The organism is Delftia sp. DS1230 (genome assembly GCF_040112715.1).
Taxonomy (GTDB): Bacteria; Pseudomonadota; Gammaproteobacteria; order Burkholderiales; family Burkholderiaceae_C; genus Comamonas; species Comamonas tsuruhatensis.
On sequence record NZ_CP157763.1, the window covers coordinates 1,413,623 to 1,427,643 of the forward strand.

Annotated in this window: 14 protein-coding genes; 6 read left to right on the plus strand and 8 right to left on the minus strand. The window is 66.4% G+C overall.

Annotated features, from left to right (window positions below):
* Nucleotides 1–30: 30 nt before the first annotated feature.
* The 3 genes from AAN986_RS06345 to AAN986_RS06355 form a co-directional block, all read right to left on the minus strand.
* A complete protein-coding gene (locus tag AAN986_RS06345) occupies nucleotides 31–1,146 on the minus strand; it encodes an acyl-CoA dehydrogenase family protein (protein WP_047217414.1) in 1,116 nt (371 codons plus the stop codon).
* A 69-nt stretch (nucleotides 1,147–1,215) separates the two neighbouring features.
* On the minus strand, nucleotides 1,216–2,397 hold the full coding sequence (locus AAN986_RS06350) for an acyl-CoA dehydrogenase family protein (RefSeq protein WP_017405188.1): 1,182 nt from the start codon (nucleotides 2,395–2,397) through the stop codon (nucleotides 1,216–1,218).
* A 109-nt stretch (nucleotides 2,398–2,506) separates the two neighbouring features.
* Nucleotides 2,507–3,187 carry a YceH family protein gene (locus AAN986_RS06355; RefSeq protein WP_016445756.1) on the minus strand — a complete coding sequence of 227 codons (681 nt, stop codon included), beginning with the start codon at nucleotides 3,185–3,187 and terminating at the stop codon, nucleotides 2,507–2,509.
* Nucleotides 3,188–3,283: 96 nt separating this feature from the next.
* Here AAN986_RS06355 and purN point away from each other — a divergent pair, with 96 nt between their 5' ends.
* Nucleotides 3,284–3,862, plus strand: coding sequence for a phosphoribosylglycinamide formyltransferase (purN, locus tag AAN986_RS06360; RefSeq protein WP_016445757.1), 579 nt, complete (start codon nucleotides 3,284–3,286; stop codon nucleotides 3,860–3,862).
* A 7-nt stretch (nucleotides 3,863–3,869) separates the two neighbouring features.
* Here the strand turns inward: purN and AAN986_RS06365 are convergent, their stop codons facing one another.
* Nucleotides 3,870–4,142, minus strand: a complete 273-nt coding sequence (locus AAN986_RS06365; RefSeq protein ID WP_016445758.1) for a DUF1653 domain-containing protein — start codon at nucleotides 4,140–4,142, stop codon at nucleotides 3,870–3,872.
* Between the two features lie 92 nt (nucleotides 4,143–4,234).
* Between AAN986_RS06365 and AAN986_RS06370 the strand changes: the two genes are divergently transcribed.
* A complete protein-coding gene (locus tag AAN986_RS06370) occupies nucleotides 4,235–5,563 on the plus strand; it encodes an RsmB/NOP family class I SAM-dependent RNA methyltransferase (RefSeq protein WP_047217413.1) in 1,329 nt (442 codons plus the stop codon).
* Between the two features lie 116 nt (nucleotides 5,564–5,679).
* A complete protein-coding gene (locus AAN986_RS06375; protein WP_016451099.1) occupies nucleotides 5,680–6,903 on the plus strand; it encodes a fatty acid desaturase in 1,224 nt (407 codons plus the stop codon).
* Here AAN986_RS06375 and AAN986_RS06380 read toward each other — a convergent pair.
* The gene (locus AAN986_RS06380; protein ID WP_016445761.1) at nucleotides 6,878–7,246 is read right to left on the minus strand and encodes a hypothetical protein; all 369 of its coding nucleotides are present in this window, start codon (nucleotides 7,244–7,246) and stop codon (nucleotides 6,878–6,880) included. The two genes, AAN986_RS06375 and AAN986_RS06380, sit on opposite strands and share 26 nt — an antisense overlap.
* A 211-nt stretch (nucleotides 7,247–7,457) precedes the next feature.
* Here AAN986_RS06380 and AAN986_RS06385 point away from each other — a divergent pair, with 211 nt between their 5' ends.
* Nucleotides 7,458–8,942: a PLP-dependent aminotransferase family protein gene (locus AAN986_RS06385; protein WP_016451100.1), complete on the plus strand. Its 1,485-nt coding sequence runs from the start codon at nucleotides 7,458–7,460 to the stop codon at nucleotides 8,940–8,942.
* Between the two features lie 66 nt (nucleotides 8,943–9,008).
* Here the strand turns inward: AAN986_RS06385 and rpmG are convergent, their stop codons facing one another.
* From rpmG to trxB, 3 genes are all read right to left on the minus strand, one after another.
* Nucleotides 9,009–9,179 (minus strand): 50S ribosomal protein L33, encoded by a 171-nt coding sequence (gene rpmG / locus AAN986_RS06390; RefSeq protein ID WP_012207164.1) that lies wholly within the window; start codon nucleotides 9,177–9,179, stop codon nucleotides 9,009–9,011.
* Between the two features lie 20 nt (nucleotides 9,180–9,199).
* Nucleotides 9,200–9,433 (minus strand): 50S ribosomal protein L28, encoded by a 234-nt coding sequence (gene rpmB / locus AAN986_RS06395; protein ID WP_012207163.1) that lies wholly within the window; start codon nucleotides 9,431–9,433, stop codon nucleotides 9,200–9,202.
* A gap of 268 nt (nucleotides 9,434–9,701) precedes the next feature.
* Nucleotides 9,702–10,655: a thioredoxin-disulfide reductase gene (gene trxB, locus AAN986_RS06400; protein WP_016445763.1), complete on the minus strand. Its 954-nt coding sequence runs from the start codon at nucleotides 10,653–10,655 to the stop codon at nucleotides 9,702–9,704.
* Between the two features lie 260 nt (nucleotides 10,656–10,915).
* On the opposite strand from trxB, the gene AAN986_RS06405 reads away from it, so the two are divergent.
* Nucleotides 10,916–13,279, plus strand: a complete 2,364-nt coding sequence (locus tag AAN986_RS06405; RefSeq protein ID WP_016445764.1) for a DNA translocase FtsK — start codon at nucleotides 10,916–10,918, stop codon at nucleotides 13,277–13,279.
* 28 nt (nucleotides 13,280–13,307) lie between these two features.
* Nucleotides 13,308–13,943 carry an outer membrane lipoprotein chaperone LolA gene (gene lolA, locus AAN986_RS06410; RefSeq protein ID WP_047217411.1) on the plus strand — a complete coding sequence of 212 codons (636 nt, stop codon included), beginning with the start codon at nucleotides 13,308–13,310 and terminating at the stop codon, nucleotides 13,941–13,943.
* The last annotated feature ends 78 nt before the right edge of the window (nucleotides 13,944–14,021 follow it).

Below are 14,021 nucleotides of genomic sequence, written 5' to 3' on the forward strand. Positions count from 1 at the left end.
GGCCTGGTGGTCTGAAGCGGGACCCGAGGCTCAGGCAAACACGCCGGCCGTGTCCTGCATCTTCCCGGACACGATGCCCAGATGGTGCAGCGTGTCCCCACCCGTCATCTCCATCTGCGTCAGGCGCTTGAAGTAGTGGCTGCCTGCGTACTCGTCGGTCACGCCGATGCCGCCGTGCAGCTGCACCGACTGCTGGCCCACATAGCGCAGCGACTGGCCCAGCTGGACCTTGGCGCGCGCGATGGCCACGTGGCGCTCCGCCTCGGGCGTGTTCATCTTGAGGCTGGCGTAGTAGCTCATGGAGCGGGCCAGCTCCAGCTGCATCTTCATGTCCGCCACGCGGTGGCGCAGGGCCTGGAAGCTGGCGATCACCGTGTTGAACTGCTTGCGCTGGTTCATGTACTCGGTGGTGAGCTTCAGTGTCTGCTCCATGGCGCCCACGCCTTCGGCGCACAGGGCGGCGTTGGCCACGTCCTGGGCCAGCGTCAGGGCGGCCAGGCCCTCGGTCGTCACCAGCGTGGCGGGGGCCGCCTGGCAGCGCAGCTCGGCGGCGCGGCTGCCATCCTGGGTCCGGTAGCCCTGGGTGCTGACGCCGCTGGCGCCGCGCTCCACCAGGAACAGGGCGATCTTGCCGTCCAGCTGGGCCGGCACCAGGAAGGCATCGGCCGCGTCGCCTGCGGGCACCACGCTCTTGGTGGCATCCACCGTGTAGCCGCTGCCGCTCTTGCCGGCCGTGGCCGCGCAGACGTCGAGCCGGTAACGGGCCTGGCGCTCCTGGTGTGCCAGCACGACCAGGGCCTCGCCGCTGGCCACGCGCGGCAGCCACTGGCCGGCCACGGAGGCGTCGGCATGCTGGCCGAGTACGCTGGATGCCACGAAGGCCTGTGCCAGCGGCTCCATCACCAGACCGCGGCCCAGCTCTTCCATCACCACCATCACGTCGGTGGCGCCCTGGCCCAGGCCGCCGTGCTCCTCGGGCACGGTCAGTGCCGTCAGGCCCAGCTCGGCCAGCTCGCCCCAGGCCTCGCGCGAGAAGCCGCCGGCCTCGACGATGGAGCGGCGGCGCTCGAAGGTGTAGCCCTTGTCCACCCAGCGGCGCACCGCGTCGCGCAGTTGCTGCTGGTCATCCGAAAAATCAAAGTCCATTTTCTGTCTCCCGAAGCTGATCGAAGCGCGTCCGGCGCACTTCTGGGGTCAGCGAAACTCCAGCCAAAATCAGCCCAGCACCGTCTGAGCGACGATGTTTCTCTGGACCTCGTTGGAGCCGCCGTAGATCGTCGTCTTGCGCATGTTGAAATAGGTCGATGCCAGCGGCGCGTTGTCCGCCACGCCGCCGGGGAAGTCGCCCTGCCAGCCGGCTTCCATGGCTTCTTCGATGAAGGGCAGGCTGAAGGGGCCTGCGGCCAGCATCATCAGCTCGGAGTAGCGCTGCTGGATTTCACTGCCCTTGATCTTGAGCAGGCCGGCGATGTCCAGCGGGTTCTTGCCCGATTTCTCGGCCGACAGCACGCGCAGCACCAGCATCTCCAGCGCCACCACGTCGACTTCGAGCTTGGCGATCTCGTCGCGGAAACGCTGGTCCTCATAGACGCCTTCGGCCTTGGCGATGCGCTTGAGGCGTTCCAGCTCGCGCTTGGCGCGGTTCACGTCGGCGATGTTGGTACGCTCGTGGCTGAGCAGGTGCTTGGCGTAGGTCCAGCCCTTGTTCTCCTCGCCGATCAGGTTCTCGGCCGGCACTTCCACATTGTCGAAGAAGACCTCGTTGACCTCGCACTCGCCGTCCAGCAGCTTGATCGGGCGCACGGTCACGCCAGGGCTCTTCATGTCCACCAGCAGGAAGCTGATGCCGGTCTGGGGCTTGCCCTCGTTGCTGGTGCGCACCAGGCAGAAGATCCATTCGCCGTACTGGCCCAGCGTGGTCCAGGTCTTCTGGCCGTTGACGATGTACTTGTCGCCCACGCGCTCGGCGCGGGTCTTGACGCTGGCCAGGTCCGAGCCCGAGCCCGGCTCCGAGTAGCCCTGGCTCCACCACACTTCGCCGCTGGCAATGCCGGGCAGAAAGCGCTGCTGCTGCTCGGGCGTGCCGTAGGCCATGATCACGGGCGCCACCATCACGGGGCCGAAGGGAATGATGCGCGGCGCGCAGGCCAGGGCACATTCCTCCTCGAACAGGTGCTTTTGCACGGCGTTCCAGCCGGGTCCGCCGAACTGCTTGGGCCAGCCGTAGCCCAGCCAGCCTTTCTTGCCAAGAATCTTGGCCCAGTTCTGCAGGTCGTCGCGCGTCAGGCGCAGCGAATGGCGCACCTTGTGCGCGATGTCCTGGGGCAGGTTGGCCCGCACCCAGGCGCGGACTTCCTCGCGAAAGGACTGTTCTTCAGGGGTAAATGCCAGGTCCATGGACTGTGTCTCCTTCAATCCCGGCTTTTGTAGCACGCGCGTTCTTTTTTGAACTGTCCAGGGCGTGACAACCTATGGCAATCCCTGATGGCTTCACGGCCGCCGGATATCAGGCAGGCTGATCGGGTTCTTCCAGACCCAGCTGGGCGTAGACATGTGCCAGACGTGCCTGCAGCTGGCGTACCTGGGCTTCCAGATCGACCACGCGCTGGGCCAGGGCATCGCCGCGTGCGCCTGCTGCCGCAGGGGCCGAGGCGATCGCGTTCACGTCCACGGGGCCGCACAGCAGGTGGGCCCAGCGTTGTTCGCGCGCGCCGGGCGCGCGGGGCAGCAGGACGACCAGCGGGCCGCCTTTTTCCTCGCTGCGCTCGCGCAGCTCTTCCAGGAAGGCTTCGACCGAGGAGATGTCGGCAAAGCGGTGCCAGCGCTCGGAGTTGATGCGCAGCTCGCCAGCCGTCTGCGGGCCGCGCAGCATCAGCAGGGACAGCAGCACGGCGCTCTGGTCGGGCACACCCACGCCGCGCGGGAAGTTGTGTTCCCAGCGCGTGGCGCGTGCGCTGCTGATCTGCACGGACATGGTGCGCAGGCGCAGGCTGTCCAGCGCTTCCTGGGCTTCGCCCTCGCTGACTTCCATCACCGGATCGCGGCTGCTTTTCTGGTTGCAGCCCGTCACCAGTGCGTTGAGCGTGAGCGGGTAGCTGTCGGGCACGGTACGCGCCTTCTCCATCAGGGTGGCCAGCACGCGGGCTTCGACGGCGGTCAAGGGGGTGGAGCGGGGATCGAATGGCATGGGTCTGAGGGCAAGAGGTGACAAGGCCCGGCAGGGCCATGGGCCTTGCCGGGGCTGGCGCAGGCCGCGCGGCCCGCGGTGCGACAATCGCCGCCCATGAAAAATATCGTGATCCTGATCTCGGGCGGCGGCTCGAACATGGCTGCCATTGTGCGTGCTTCGCAGCAACAGGACTGGGCGCGGCGTTATGGCGCCCGCGTGGCCGCCGTGGTCAGCAACAAGGCCGAGGCTTCGGGCCTGGTTTTCGCGCGCGAGCAGGGCATTGCCACCGAGGTGCTGGACCACCGCCCGTTCCCCAGCCGCGAGGCCTTCGACGCCGAGCTGGCCCAGGTGATCGACCGGCACGCGCCCGCGCTGGTCGTGCTTGCCGGCTTCATGCGCATCCTCACGCCGGGCTTCGTTGCGCATTACGAAGGTCGCATGATCAACATCCACCCCTCGCTGCTGCCCGCCTTCACGGGCCTGCACACGCACCAGCGGGCCATCGATGCAGGCTGCCGCTTCGCCGGCTGCACCGTGCACCGCGTGACGGCCGAGCTGGATGTGGGCCCCATCCTGGAGCAGGCCGTGGTGCCCGTGCTGCCCGGCGACACGGCCCAGGCACTGGCCGCGCGCGTGCTGGTGCAGGAGCACATCATCTACCCGCGCGCCGTGGCGCAGTTGATGCGGGGCTAGGGTCTGCTCACAGGCCTTCGCTCTGAAAGGCCTGCTGCTCCACTTCGGGGCAGCGTGCAAAGCGGGGCTGCTCCACGCCGTTGATGACCACGGTTTCGTTGAACATGGCGGCCGGCCGCACCCACAGGCCGCGCTCGCCGTAGAGCGCGCGGTACAGGGTCATGGACTCGCGCGTTTCGCTGTGGCGCACGGTGGCAAGCACCTCGTAGGGAGCGCCCTTGTAGTGGCGGTACAGGCCCGGGGGCGTGGCAATCAGAGGGGGCAGGTCGTCATCGGTCATGGGGCTCCATGGTAGCCGTGCCAGCCCGGCGTTGCTCCGGGTTCCGACCTGCGCCCCTCTCGGATTTGCAAGGCAGTGGGACAATCGCGGCCATGCATCCCAAACAGCTTCTCGACGCCTGCGCCGAACTGGTCAAGCGCACCCTGACTTTCGAACATCCGGCCGACGCCGTGGTGTCACGCTTTTTCCGTGAAAACCGCAACCTGGGCCCGCGCGAGCGCGCTGCGCTGGCCGAGACCGCCTACACCGTGCTGCGCAAGAAGCTGCTTTTTGAGAGCCTGGCGCGTTCTGGCAGCGGCTCGCGTGAACGCAGGCTGGCCATTTTGGGCTTTGCCCACAGCCAGGAGGCACTGGCCCGCGTGGCTGGCAAGACCGAGCAAGGTGTCAAGGACGCGCGCAGCTTCGTGCGCGCCGCGCTGTCGCCGCAGGAGCTGCAATGGCTGGACGCCTGCGAGGCCGTGTGTCCCGACGAACTGATGGAGCCGCACCGCCACAACCTTCCCGAATGGCTGGTCGCGCCGCTACAGCAGCAACTGGGCGATGACTTCTGGGCCTTTGCCCAGAGCATGGAGCAGGCCGCGCCGCTGGATCTGCGCGTCAATGCGCTGAACGCCAAGCGTGCCGATGTGCAAAAGGAACTGGCCGATGCCGGCATCGCCGCCGAAGCCACGCCTTACTCGCCCTGGGGCCTGCGTGTGCAGGGCAAGCCGGCGCTGGCCCGGATGGACGCTTTCACGCGCGGTGCCATCGAGGTGCAGGACGAAGGCTCGCAACTGCTGGCGCTGATGCTCGATGCCAAGCGCGGCGAAATGGTGGTCGATTTCTGTGCAGGCGCAGGCGGCAAGACCCTGGCCATTGGCGCTTCGATGCGCAGCACGGGGCGTCTGTACGCCTTCGATGTCTCGGGCCACCGGCTCGAGGCCCTGAAGCCGCGCCTGGCGCGCTCGGGCCTGTCGAACGTGCACCCCGCGGCCATCGCCCATGAGCGCGACGACCGCGTCAAGCGCCTGGCCGGCAAGATCGACCGCGTGCTGGTCGATGCCCCCTGCTCGGGCTTGGGCACGCTGCGCCGCAACCCCGACCTCAAGTGGCGCCAGTCGGCCAAGGCCATCGAGGAACTCACGCAAAAGCAGGCGGCCATCCTGGCCAGTGCTGCGCGGCTGGTCAAGCCGGGCGGGCGCCTGGTCTATGCCACCTGTTCGGTCCTGCCCCAGGAAAACGAAGCCATCGCCGACGCCTTTGCAGCGGAGCACTCTGACTTCGTGGCCATGGATGCCGGAGAACTTCTGGCCCAGCTCAAGGTGGAGCGGGGCGATGTGCTGTGCAGCGGCGGCGAGACCGGCACGCAGTACCTGCGCCTGTGGCCCCAGCGCCATGAGACGGACGGGTTTTTCGCCGCCGTTTGGACCCGGAAGCCGTAACTTGCAGACGCAATAAGCTGTAAATCGCGGGAGATTGCCGAACGCCTTCACGGGGGGCTCGCCTAAAATTGAGGCATCGGTGCCACTGGGCGCCGGCTTTGGCAAAGGCTTGGGTCATGTCTGTGGATTTCGCGTCGGTTTGGAATATTGCCCTGGACTGGATGGCCCATGGCCTGTGGCAGCTGTCGTGGTGGCAACTGCTGCTGTATGCCCTGGTCACCACCCACGTCACGATTGCGGGCGTCACCATCTTCCTGCACCGCTGTCAGGCCCATCGTTCGCTGGACCTGGGGCCGGTGCCCTCGCATTTCTTCCGGTTCTGGTTGTGGTTGGGCACGGGCATGGTTACCAAGGAGTGGGTGGCCATCCACCGCAAGCACCACGCCAAGTGCGAAACCGAGGACGATCCCCACAGCCCGCAAACGCGCGGGCTGGATACCGTGATGCGCCAGGGCGCGGAGCTGTACCGCGAAGAGGCCAAGAACGCCGAGACGCTCAGGAAGTTCGGCCACGGCACGCCCGACGACTGGATCGAGCGCCATCTCTACAGCCGGCATTCGATCTGGGGGCCTTCTCTGATGCTGGTCATCAACGTGCTGCTGTTCGGCGCCATCGGACTGACCATCTGGGCCGTGCAGATGGCCTGGATTCCGTTCTGGGCTGCCGGCGTGGTCAACGGCCTGGGCCATTTCTGGGGCTACCGCAACTTCGAGGCCCAGGACGCCAGCACCAACCTCGTGCCCTGGGGCCTGGTCATCGGCGGTGAGGAACTGCATAACAACCACCACACCTATCCGACCTCGGCCAAGTTCTCGGTGAAGCGCTATGAGTTCGATGTGGGCTGGGCCTACATCCGGGCGATGCAGGCGGTCGGCTGGGCCAAGGTCAAGAAAACGCCGCCCAGGCTGGTCATGGGCGCCATCAAGCCTGTGGCCGACGAAAAGACGCTGGAGGCCGTGATCGCCAACCGCTACGAGGTCATGGCCCGCTATGCGCGCGGCGTGCGTGCCGCCGTGCAGTTCGAACTCGATGCGCTCAAGCAGCGCAAGGCGCAGCAGGCCGACCTGTCCTTGCTCAGGACGGCGCGCCGCTGGCTGCACCGCGATGCCGACAAGGTGCCCGCCCAGGCGCAGGACCAGCTGGCCCAGGCGCGCGCCGCCCATCCCGTGCTGGACCAGATGCTGGTCATGCGCGAGGAGCTGCGCCAGCTGTGGCTCAACACCTCGCTGTCGCGCGAGCAGCTGACGGCCCATCTGCAGGCCTGGTGCCATCGCGCCGAGGCCAGCGGCATTGCCGCGCTCAAGGAGTTCTCGGTCAAGCTGCGCGCTGCCCACGCCTGAAGCTGCGAAGCCAGCCGGCAAGCGTCCATTCCCGGGGCCGCATCTTCTCTTCGGAGGCGATGCGGCTTTTTGCTGCGGGGTTCGGCTGCAGTTCCAGACCTGCCGTGGCCTGGGACACGGAGCGGACTCTTATCCGCAGGTCCGCGCCTGCGCGCCAGCCCTGGCCCGGCTGCAGCCTGAGGGTCAGCCCCGGCGCTGCATCGGCCCAGGCCTGCTGCGGGACGCTGATTTCCAGGCTGCCCTGGCGGCAGAACAGCTCGCAGCCCTCCTGCATGGACAGATACAGGTCGTTTCCGGGGGCGAGATGGCGCAGTTCGAAAGAGCGGGTGTGGGCGTTGTGCATGGGTCGGTGTCCTGTAGTTCCAGGCCCCAAGCGTAGGCATTCGGCCCTCTTTGGCACAGGCACAGCCTATGGTTTGTTGCGCCGCAGCAGTGCAGGCAGTCCATGTTCTGTTCTGCTGCATGACCTGATGATCTGTATCTGTTGCGTAACAGCGCTTTGAGACAAGATCTCGGTCAAGCACTTCCATCCCCAGCCGTTTTCCATCCTGCCCATGACCGCCGCAAGCGCCGCCCCCACCCTGTACCGCCGCCTGGCGGCCGACTACAGCCTGGCCATGGAGATGGGCACGCTCAAGGCGGGCGAGCGCATGCCTTCCGTGCGCGAACTGATGCGCCGCCACGAGGTCAGCCTGTCCACGGCGCTGCAGACGCTGCGGCATCTGGAGGATCTGGGCCAGCTCGAGGCCCGCCCGCGCGTGGGCTACTTCGTGCGCGATGCCCGGCCTGCAGGGCTGGCGCCTGCCAGCGAACCGGATCTGAGCCAGCCCGTGCAGCCGTTGCCACAACAGCACTTTGCGGGCATCAATGAGCACATCTCGCTCATGCTGGAGCGCGGCCGCCAGGCCGATGTGCAGGTGGACCTGGGCGGTGCCACGCCGCCGCCGGAACTGTTCGATCGCGGCTACCTGAACCAGGCGGCTGCCCGGCTGCTGCGCGAGCAGCCCGATCTGCTGGTGCTGGGGCGTTCCATGATGGGCAGCCACCCTGATTTCCAGCGGGCCATGGCGCGGCGCGCGCTGGCGGCGGGCATCCATGTCGCACCGGCCGATGTGCTGGCGACCACGGGCAATTCCGAGGCCGTGAGCCTGGCGCTGGCCGCCGTGGCCTCGCCCGGCGATGTAGTGGCCGTGGAGTCGCCGACCTATTACGGCCTGCTGCAGGTGGTGGAGTCGCTGCAGATGCAGGCGCTGGAGATTCCCTGCAGCCCGCGCACCGGCCTGTCCCTCGAGGCACTGGAGCTGGCCCTGCAGACCCAGCCCCGGCTGAAGGCCGTGGTGGTCGTGCCCGAGCTGCAGATGCCGCTGGGCACGCGCATTCCCGATGAACACAAGGCCAGACTGGTCGAGCTGTGCGCCGCCCACGGCGTGGCGCTGATCGAGGACGACTCCTACGGCCTGTTCGTGGAAAGCAGCCAGCCCGTGCGCCCCATCAAGGCCTGGGACCGCCTGCCGGGACATGTGATCTATTGCGAGGCCTTCAACAAGAGCATGGCGCCAGGCCTGCGCCAGGGCTGGATGAACGCCGGCCAGTGGCATGGCCGTGTGCAGATGCTCAAGTTCGCGCGCAGCCGGGGGACCCAGACCCTGGCCCAGTTGCTGGCGGCCGCCTGCGTGGGCTCGCCCGCGCATCTGCGCAATCTGCAGCGCCTGAAGCAGCAGCTGCGGCGCCAGCGCGAGGGCATGGCGCAGCTGGTGGCGCGCTTTTTCCCGTTGGGAACGCGGCTGAGCCTGCCGCCCGGCGGGCTCAGCCTGTGGCTGGAGCTTCCGGCTGGCGTGTCCACGTCCGCGCTGTTCACGCAGGCGCTGGCGCGCGGCATACGCACGGCGCCGGGCAGCATGTTCTCCAACTCGGGCCGCTACGAGCACTGCATGCGCCTGGGCTGCACCCTGCCCGTGGATGGCGTGGTCGAGCAGGCCTGCCGCGATCTCGGCGCCATGGCCTGCGCGCAGCTGGGCCAGCCCGCGCGCCACGGGTGAGGGACGCAAAAAAACCGCCGGGCTTGCGCCGGGCGGTTTCTTTGTCGGTACCAGGGACAGGCTGAATTACTTCAGCTTGATTTCCTTGTACGTGACGTGCTTGCGAGCCTTGGGATCAAACTTCATGATCGCCATCTTCTCGGGCATTGTCTTCTTGTTCTTGGTCGTGGTGTAGAAGTGGCCGGTTCCTGCAGTGGATTCCAGCTTGATCTTTTCGCGTCCGCCTTTAGCAGCCATGGTGTTTCTCCTTGAGGGATTTAGGCTTGGCCACGGGCACGCAGGTCTGCGAGCACGGAGTCGATACCGTTCTTGTCGATCAGGCGCAGAGCAGCGCTGGAAACGCGCAGGCGCACCCAACGGTTTTCGCTCTCAACCCAGAAACGGCGGTATTGCAGGTTGGGCAGGAAACGACGCTTGGTCTTGTTGTTGGCGTGGGAAACGTTGTTTCCCACCATGGGCTTCTTGCCCGTTACTTCACATACGCGTGCCATGAGGACACTCCGATAGTTGTACAGCCGCCGACGCTGATGCCCTGCATTTGCTGCAGGGCCTGCCGGCAACCTCACCTCGCCATAAAGGGTGGCGGTAACCCCATCGCTGAAAGTGTCCTGGCCATGCAAGCAAGGCGCGCTTCAAATTCAGCAAAGCCACGGATTATAGCGTCTTCATGAGAAAAGCCCCTGGGCCAGCCAATCACGGCGGCAGCCAGGGGCTTTTGCCGCCCTGCACGAGGGCAGGGCGGGCGGGATGGCATCCCGCTTATTCCTGCTCGAGGAAGCGCTGGGCGTCCAGCGCGGCCATGCAGCCCGTGCCGGCGCTGGTGATGGCCTGGCGGTAGACATGGTCCTGCACGTCGCCGGCCGCGAACACGCCGGGCACGCTGGTCTGGGTGGCGAAGCCCTTGAGGCCGCCCTGGGTGATGATGTAGCCGGTCTCGTCCATCTCCAGGTGGCCCTTGAAGATCTCGGTGTTGGGCGCGTGGCCGATGGCGATGAAGCAGCCCTGCAGCTGGATGTCCTCGGCATGGCCATCCTGGGTGCTCTTGATGCGGATGCCGGTCACGCCGGACTGGTCGCCCAGCACCTCGTCGAGCACGAAGTGGGTCTTGAGTTCGATCTTGCCGGCACGGACCTTGTCCATGAGCTTGTCCACGAGGATGGGCTCGGCCTTGAACTTGTCGCGGCGGTGCACCAGGGTGACCTTGCTGGCGATGTTGGACAGGTACAGGGCTTCCTCGACGGCGGTGTTGCCGCCGCCGACCACGCACACGGGCTGCTCGCGGTAGAAGAAACCGTCGCAGGTGGCGCAGCCCGAGACGCCGCGGCCCATGAAGGCCTCTTCGGAGGGCAGGCCCAGGTACTTGGCCGAGGCGCCCGTGGCAATGATCAGGCTGTCGCAGGTGTAGGTGCCCGAGTCGCCGGTCAGCGTGAATGGACGCTTGGAGAAATCGACGCTGTGGATGTGGTCGAACACCACCTGGGTCTTGAAGCGCTCTGCGTGCTCCAAGAAGCGCTGCATCAGTTCGGGGCCCTGTACGCCGTTCACGTCCGCAGGCCAGTTGTCCACTTCCGTCGTCGTCATCAGCTGGCCACCCTGGGCCATGCCGGTCACCAGCAGCGGGTTGAGGTTGGCGCGCGCGGCGTAGATGGCGGCCGTGTAGCCGGCAGGGCCGGAGCCGAGGATCAGGACTTTGGCGTGTTGCGTAGAAGACATGGATGCAGTTCTTGAAAAAGGCGCACGCCGGCAGTCGGCGTGCAGAAAAAAGATACATCGGGCACAGCCATGGAGTATCGCTCCGCAGCCGGGTTCCCGTTGCCATGCGGATCAATGGCCCGGATTGTCAAAAATGATCGACATGGCGCCGTCATGCAGCGGCGTCATGTTCTGTTGCAAGTGCTTGCATTACGCTAGCAGGCCGTCCTGGCTGTTTTTGCGGCCAGCCCGAGGGGGCTGGGGTAAGCTCCCGCCTGCGTATGACCTACTCATTGAACGCTCTGAACGCTTCCACATCCGCCAAGGGCAAATCCAAGTCTGCGGCGCGCCCCGGCATGGTGGCGCGCTTCGGCCATGAAATGCTGCTGTTGGCGGGGCTGCTGGCCCTGGTGTTCTGGCTTGCCTCCATGCTCAGCTACTCGCCCCAGGATCCAGCGTGGTCCACCTCCGGGGCGGGACACGCGCGCCTGGTCGCCAACTGGATGGGCCGCGTCGGAGCCTGGCTGGCCGACGCCTGCTATTTCGGCTTCGGCATGTCGGTCTGGTGGCTGGTGCTGGCCTCGGTGCAGACCTGGATGTCTTCCTTCGCCCGCTGGCTGCGGGGCGGCGTGCCCCGCGATGGCGTGCAACTGCCGCCGCTGTGGCGCCGGCGCCTGCGTTTCTGGGGTGGCCTGCTGCTGCTGCTGGGCGCAAGCTGCGCGCTGGAATGGACGCGGCTGTACCGCTTCGAGAGCGTGCTGCCAGGCCCTGCCGGCGGCGTCTTTGGCTACATGCTGGGCTACCACAGCCTGCAATGGCTGGGCTTCATGGGTTCGGGCCTGATCGGCATCTGCGTGGCCGTGATCGGCCTGGCCATGGTGTTCCGCTTTTCCTGGGGGCATCTGGCCGAATCCATGGGCGCACGCCTGGATGGATGGGTGCATTTCCTCTTCGCGCGCCGCGAGAAGGCCCGGGACGAGGCCGCAGGCCGCCGTGCCGCGCGCGAGCGCGAAGAGGTGTTGCAGGAAGAGCGCACGGAAAGCGCCGTGCAGCACCCGCAGCCCGTGCAGATCATCGAGCCCGTGCTGCAGGAGGCGGCGGCCCCCAGCGTGCGCGTGGTCAAGGAGCGCCAGAAGCCGCTGTTCTCCGAATTGCCCGACAGTAAGCTGCCCCAGGTGGACCTGCTCGATGCGGCGCAGCAGCGCCAGGAAAGCGTCTCGCCCGAGACGCTGGAGATGACCAGCCGGCTGATCGAAAAGCGCCTCAAGGACTTTGGCGTGGAAGTGCATGTGGTGGCCGCCATGCCCGGCCCCGTGATCACGCGCTACGAGATCGAACCGGCCACGGGTGTCAAGGGTTCGCAGATCGTGAACCTGGCTAAGGATCTGGCGCGCTCGCTGTCCCTGGTGTCCATCCGCGTGATCGAGACGATCCCCGGCAAGAACTTCATGGCGCTGGAGCTGCCCAATGCCAAGCGCCAGTCCATCCGCCTGTCCGAGGTGCTGGGCTCGCAGGTCTACCACGATGCCAAGAGCATGCTGACCATGGGCCTGGGCAAGGACATCGTGGGCAACCCGGTGGTGGCCGATCTGGCCAAGATGCCGCACGTGCTGGTCGCCGGCACCACGGGCTCGGGCAAGTCGGTGGGGATCAACGCCATGATCCTGTCGCTGCTGTACAAGGCCGAGGCCCGCGATGTGCGCCTGCTGATGATCGACCCCAAGATGCTGGAAATGTCGGTCTACGAAGGCATTCCTCACCTGCTGTGCCCCGTGGTCACCGACATGAAGCAGGCCGCCAATGGCCTGAACTGGTGCGTGGCCGAGATGGAGCGCCGCTACAAGCTCATGAGCAAGCTGGGCGTGCGCAATCTGGCGGGCTACAACACCAAGATCGACGAGGCCAAGGCGCGTGAGGAATCGATTCCCAACCCCTTCAGCCTCACGCCCGAGGAGCCCGAGCCGCTGCAGCGCCTGCCGCACATCGTCATCGTCATCGACGAGCTGGCCGACCTGATGATGGTGGTCGGCAAGAAGATCGAGGAGCTGATCGCGCGCCTGGCCCAGAAGGCCCGCGCGGCCGGCATCCACCTGATCCTGGCCACCCAGCGCCCCAGCGTGGACGTGATCACCGGCCTGATCAAGGCCAACATTCCCACGCGCATCGCCTTCCAGGTCAGCAGCAAGATCGACAGCCGCACCGTGCTCGACCAGATGGGTGCCGAGTCCCTGCTGGGCATGGGCGACATGCTCTACATGGCCAGCGGCACGGGCCTGCCCGTGCGCGTGCACGGCGCCTTTGTGTCCGACGAGGAAGTGCACCGCGTCGTGGGCTACCTCAAGGAGCAGGGCGAGGCCGACTATATCGAGGGTGTGCTCGAAGGCGGCACGGCCGAGGGCGACAGCGAGTTCGGCGCGGAGTCCGGCGACGGCGGCAACGGCGAGAAGGATCCCATGTACGACCAGGCCGTGGAAGTGGTGCTCAAGGACCGCAAGGCCAGCATCTCGTATGTGCAGCGCAAGCTCAGGATTGGTTACAACCGCTCGGCCCGCCTGCTGGAAGATATGGAAAAGGCGGGCCTGGTCAGCGGTCTCACGGCCAGCGGGCAGCGCGAAGTGCTGGTGCCGGCGCGCGCCGGGGAATGAGCCCGCATTTCGCAATCATGGAGAAAGAATGAAACGTCTGTTGACTGCAGTTGTGATCGCGGCAAGCGCGACGGCCTCGTGGGCCGATGGCCTCAAGAGCCTGGAAGCCTTCATGAAGAATTCCCAGGCCGGCCGCGCCGAATTCACCCAGGCCGTCACGGCCCCGTCCAAGGATGGCCAGCCGCCGCGCACCAAGAACTCCAGCGGCCAATTCGAATTCCAGCGTCCCGGCAAGTTCAGGTTCGTCTACACCAAGCCGTTCGAGCAGACCATCGTGGCCGACGGCAAGACGCTGTGGCTCTATGACGCCGACCTCAACCAGGTCACGCAGCGCGCGCAGGCCCAGGCCCTGGGCAGCACGCCTGCCGCCATCCTGGCGTCGGCCAGCGATCTCAAGGCGTTGAGCGCCGACTTCGATCTGCAGTCCGCGCCCGAGCAGGATGGCCTGCAATGGGTCCAGGCCAGCCCCAAGGACAGGAACGGCCAGCTCAAGAGCGTGCGCGTGGGCTTTGCAGCCGATGGGCAGCTTTCGGCGCTGGACATCCTCGACAGCTTTGGCCAGCGTTCGCTGATCCGCTTCAGCAAGCTGCAGACCCAGGCATCCCTGCCGGCCTCGACCTTCGAGTTCAAGGTGCCTGCGGGCGCCGACGTGCTCAAGCAGTAATCCACCGCTGCACAGGGCGGCCCTTCAAGAACCTCACACGCTGCGGTGCGCAGTTTGTGAGGTTTTGTAATGGTTTTG

Coding starts and splice junctions, on each gene's coding strand:
- AAN986_RS06345 (WP_047217414.1), bottom strand. CDS start 1,146: ATGGACTTTGATTTTTCGGATGACCAGCAGCAACTGCGCGACGCGGTG.
- AAN986_RS06350 (WP_017405188.1), bottom strand. CDS start 2,397: ATGGACCTGGCATTTACCCCTGAAGAACAGTCCTTTCGCGAGGAAGTC.
- AAN986_RS06355 (WP_016445756.1), bottom strand. CDS start 3,187: ATGCCATTCGATCCCCGCTCCACCCCCTTGACCGCCGTCGAAGCCCGC.
- purN (WP_016445757.1), top strand. CDS start 3,284: ATGAAAAATATCGTGATCCTGATCTCGGGCGGCGGCTCGAACATGGCT.
- AAN986_RS06365 (WP_016445758.1), bottom strand. CDS start 4,142: ATGACCGATGACGACCTGCCCCCTCTGATTGCCACGCCCCCGGGCCTG.
- AAN986_RS06370 (WP_047217413.1), top strand. CDS start 4,235: ATGCATCCCAAACAGCTTCTCGACGCCTGCGCCGAACTGGTCAAGCGC.
- AAN986_RS06375 (WP_016451099.1), top strand. CDS start 5,680: ATGTCTGTGGATTTCGCGTCGGTTTGGAATATTGCCCTGGACTGGATG.
- AAN986_RS06380 (WP_016445761.1), bottom strand. CDS start 7,246: ATGCACAACGCCCACACCCGCTCTTTCGAACTGCGCCATCTCGCCCCC.
- AAN986_RS06385 (WP_016451100.1), top strand. CDS start 7,458: ATGACCGCCGCAAGCGCCGCCCCCACCCTGTACCGCCGCCTGGCGGCC.
- rpmG (WP_012207164.1), bottom strand. CDS start 9,179: ATGGCTGCTAAAGGCGGACGCGAAAAGATCAAGCTGGAATCCACTGCA.
- rpmB (WP_012207163.1), bottom strand. CDS start 9,433: ATGGCACGCGTATGTGAAGTAACGGGCAAGAAGCCCATGGTGGGAAAC.
- trxB (WP_016445763.1), bottom strand. CDS start 10,655: ATGTCTTCTACGCAACACGCCAAAGTCCTGATCCTCGGCTCCGGCCCT.
- AAN986_RS06405 (WP_016445764.1), top strand. CDS start 10,916: ATGACCTACTCATTGAACGCTCTGAACGCTTCCACATCCGCCAAGGGC.
- lolA (WP_047217411.1), top strand. CDS start 13,308: ATGAAACGTCTGTTGACTGCAGTTGTGATCGCGGCAAGCGCGACGGCC.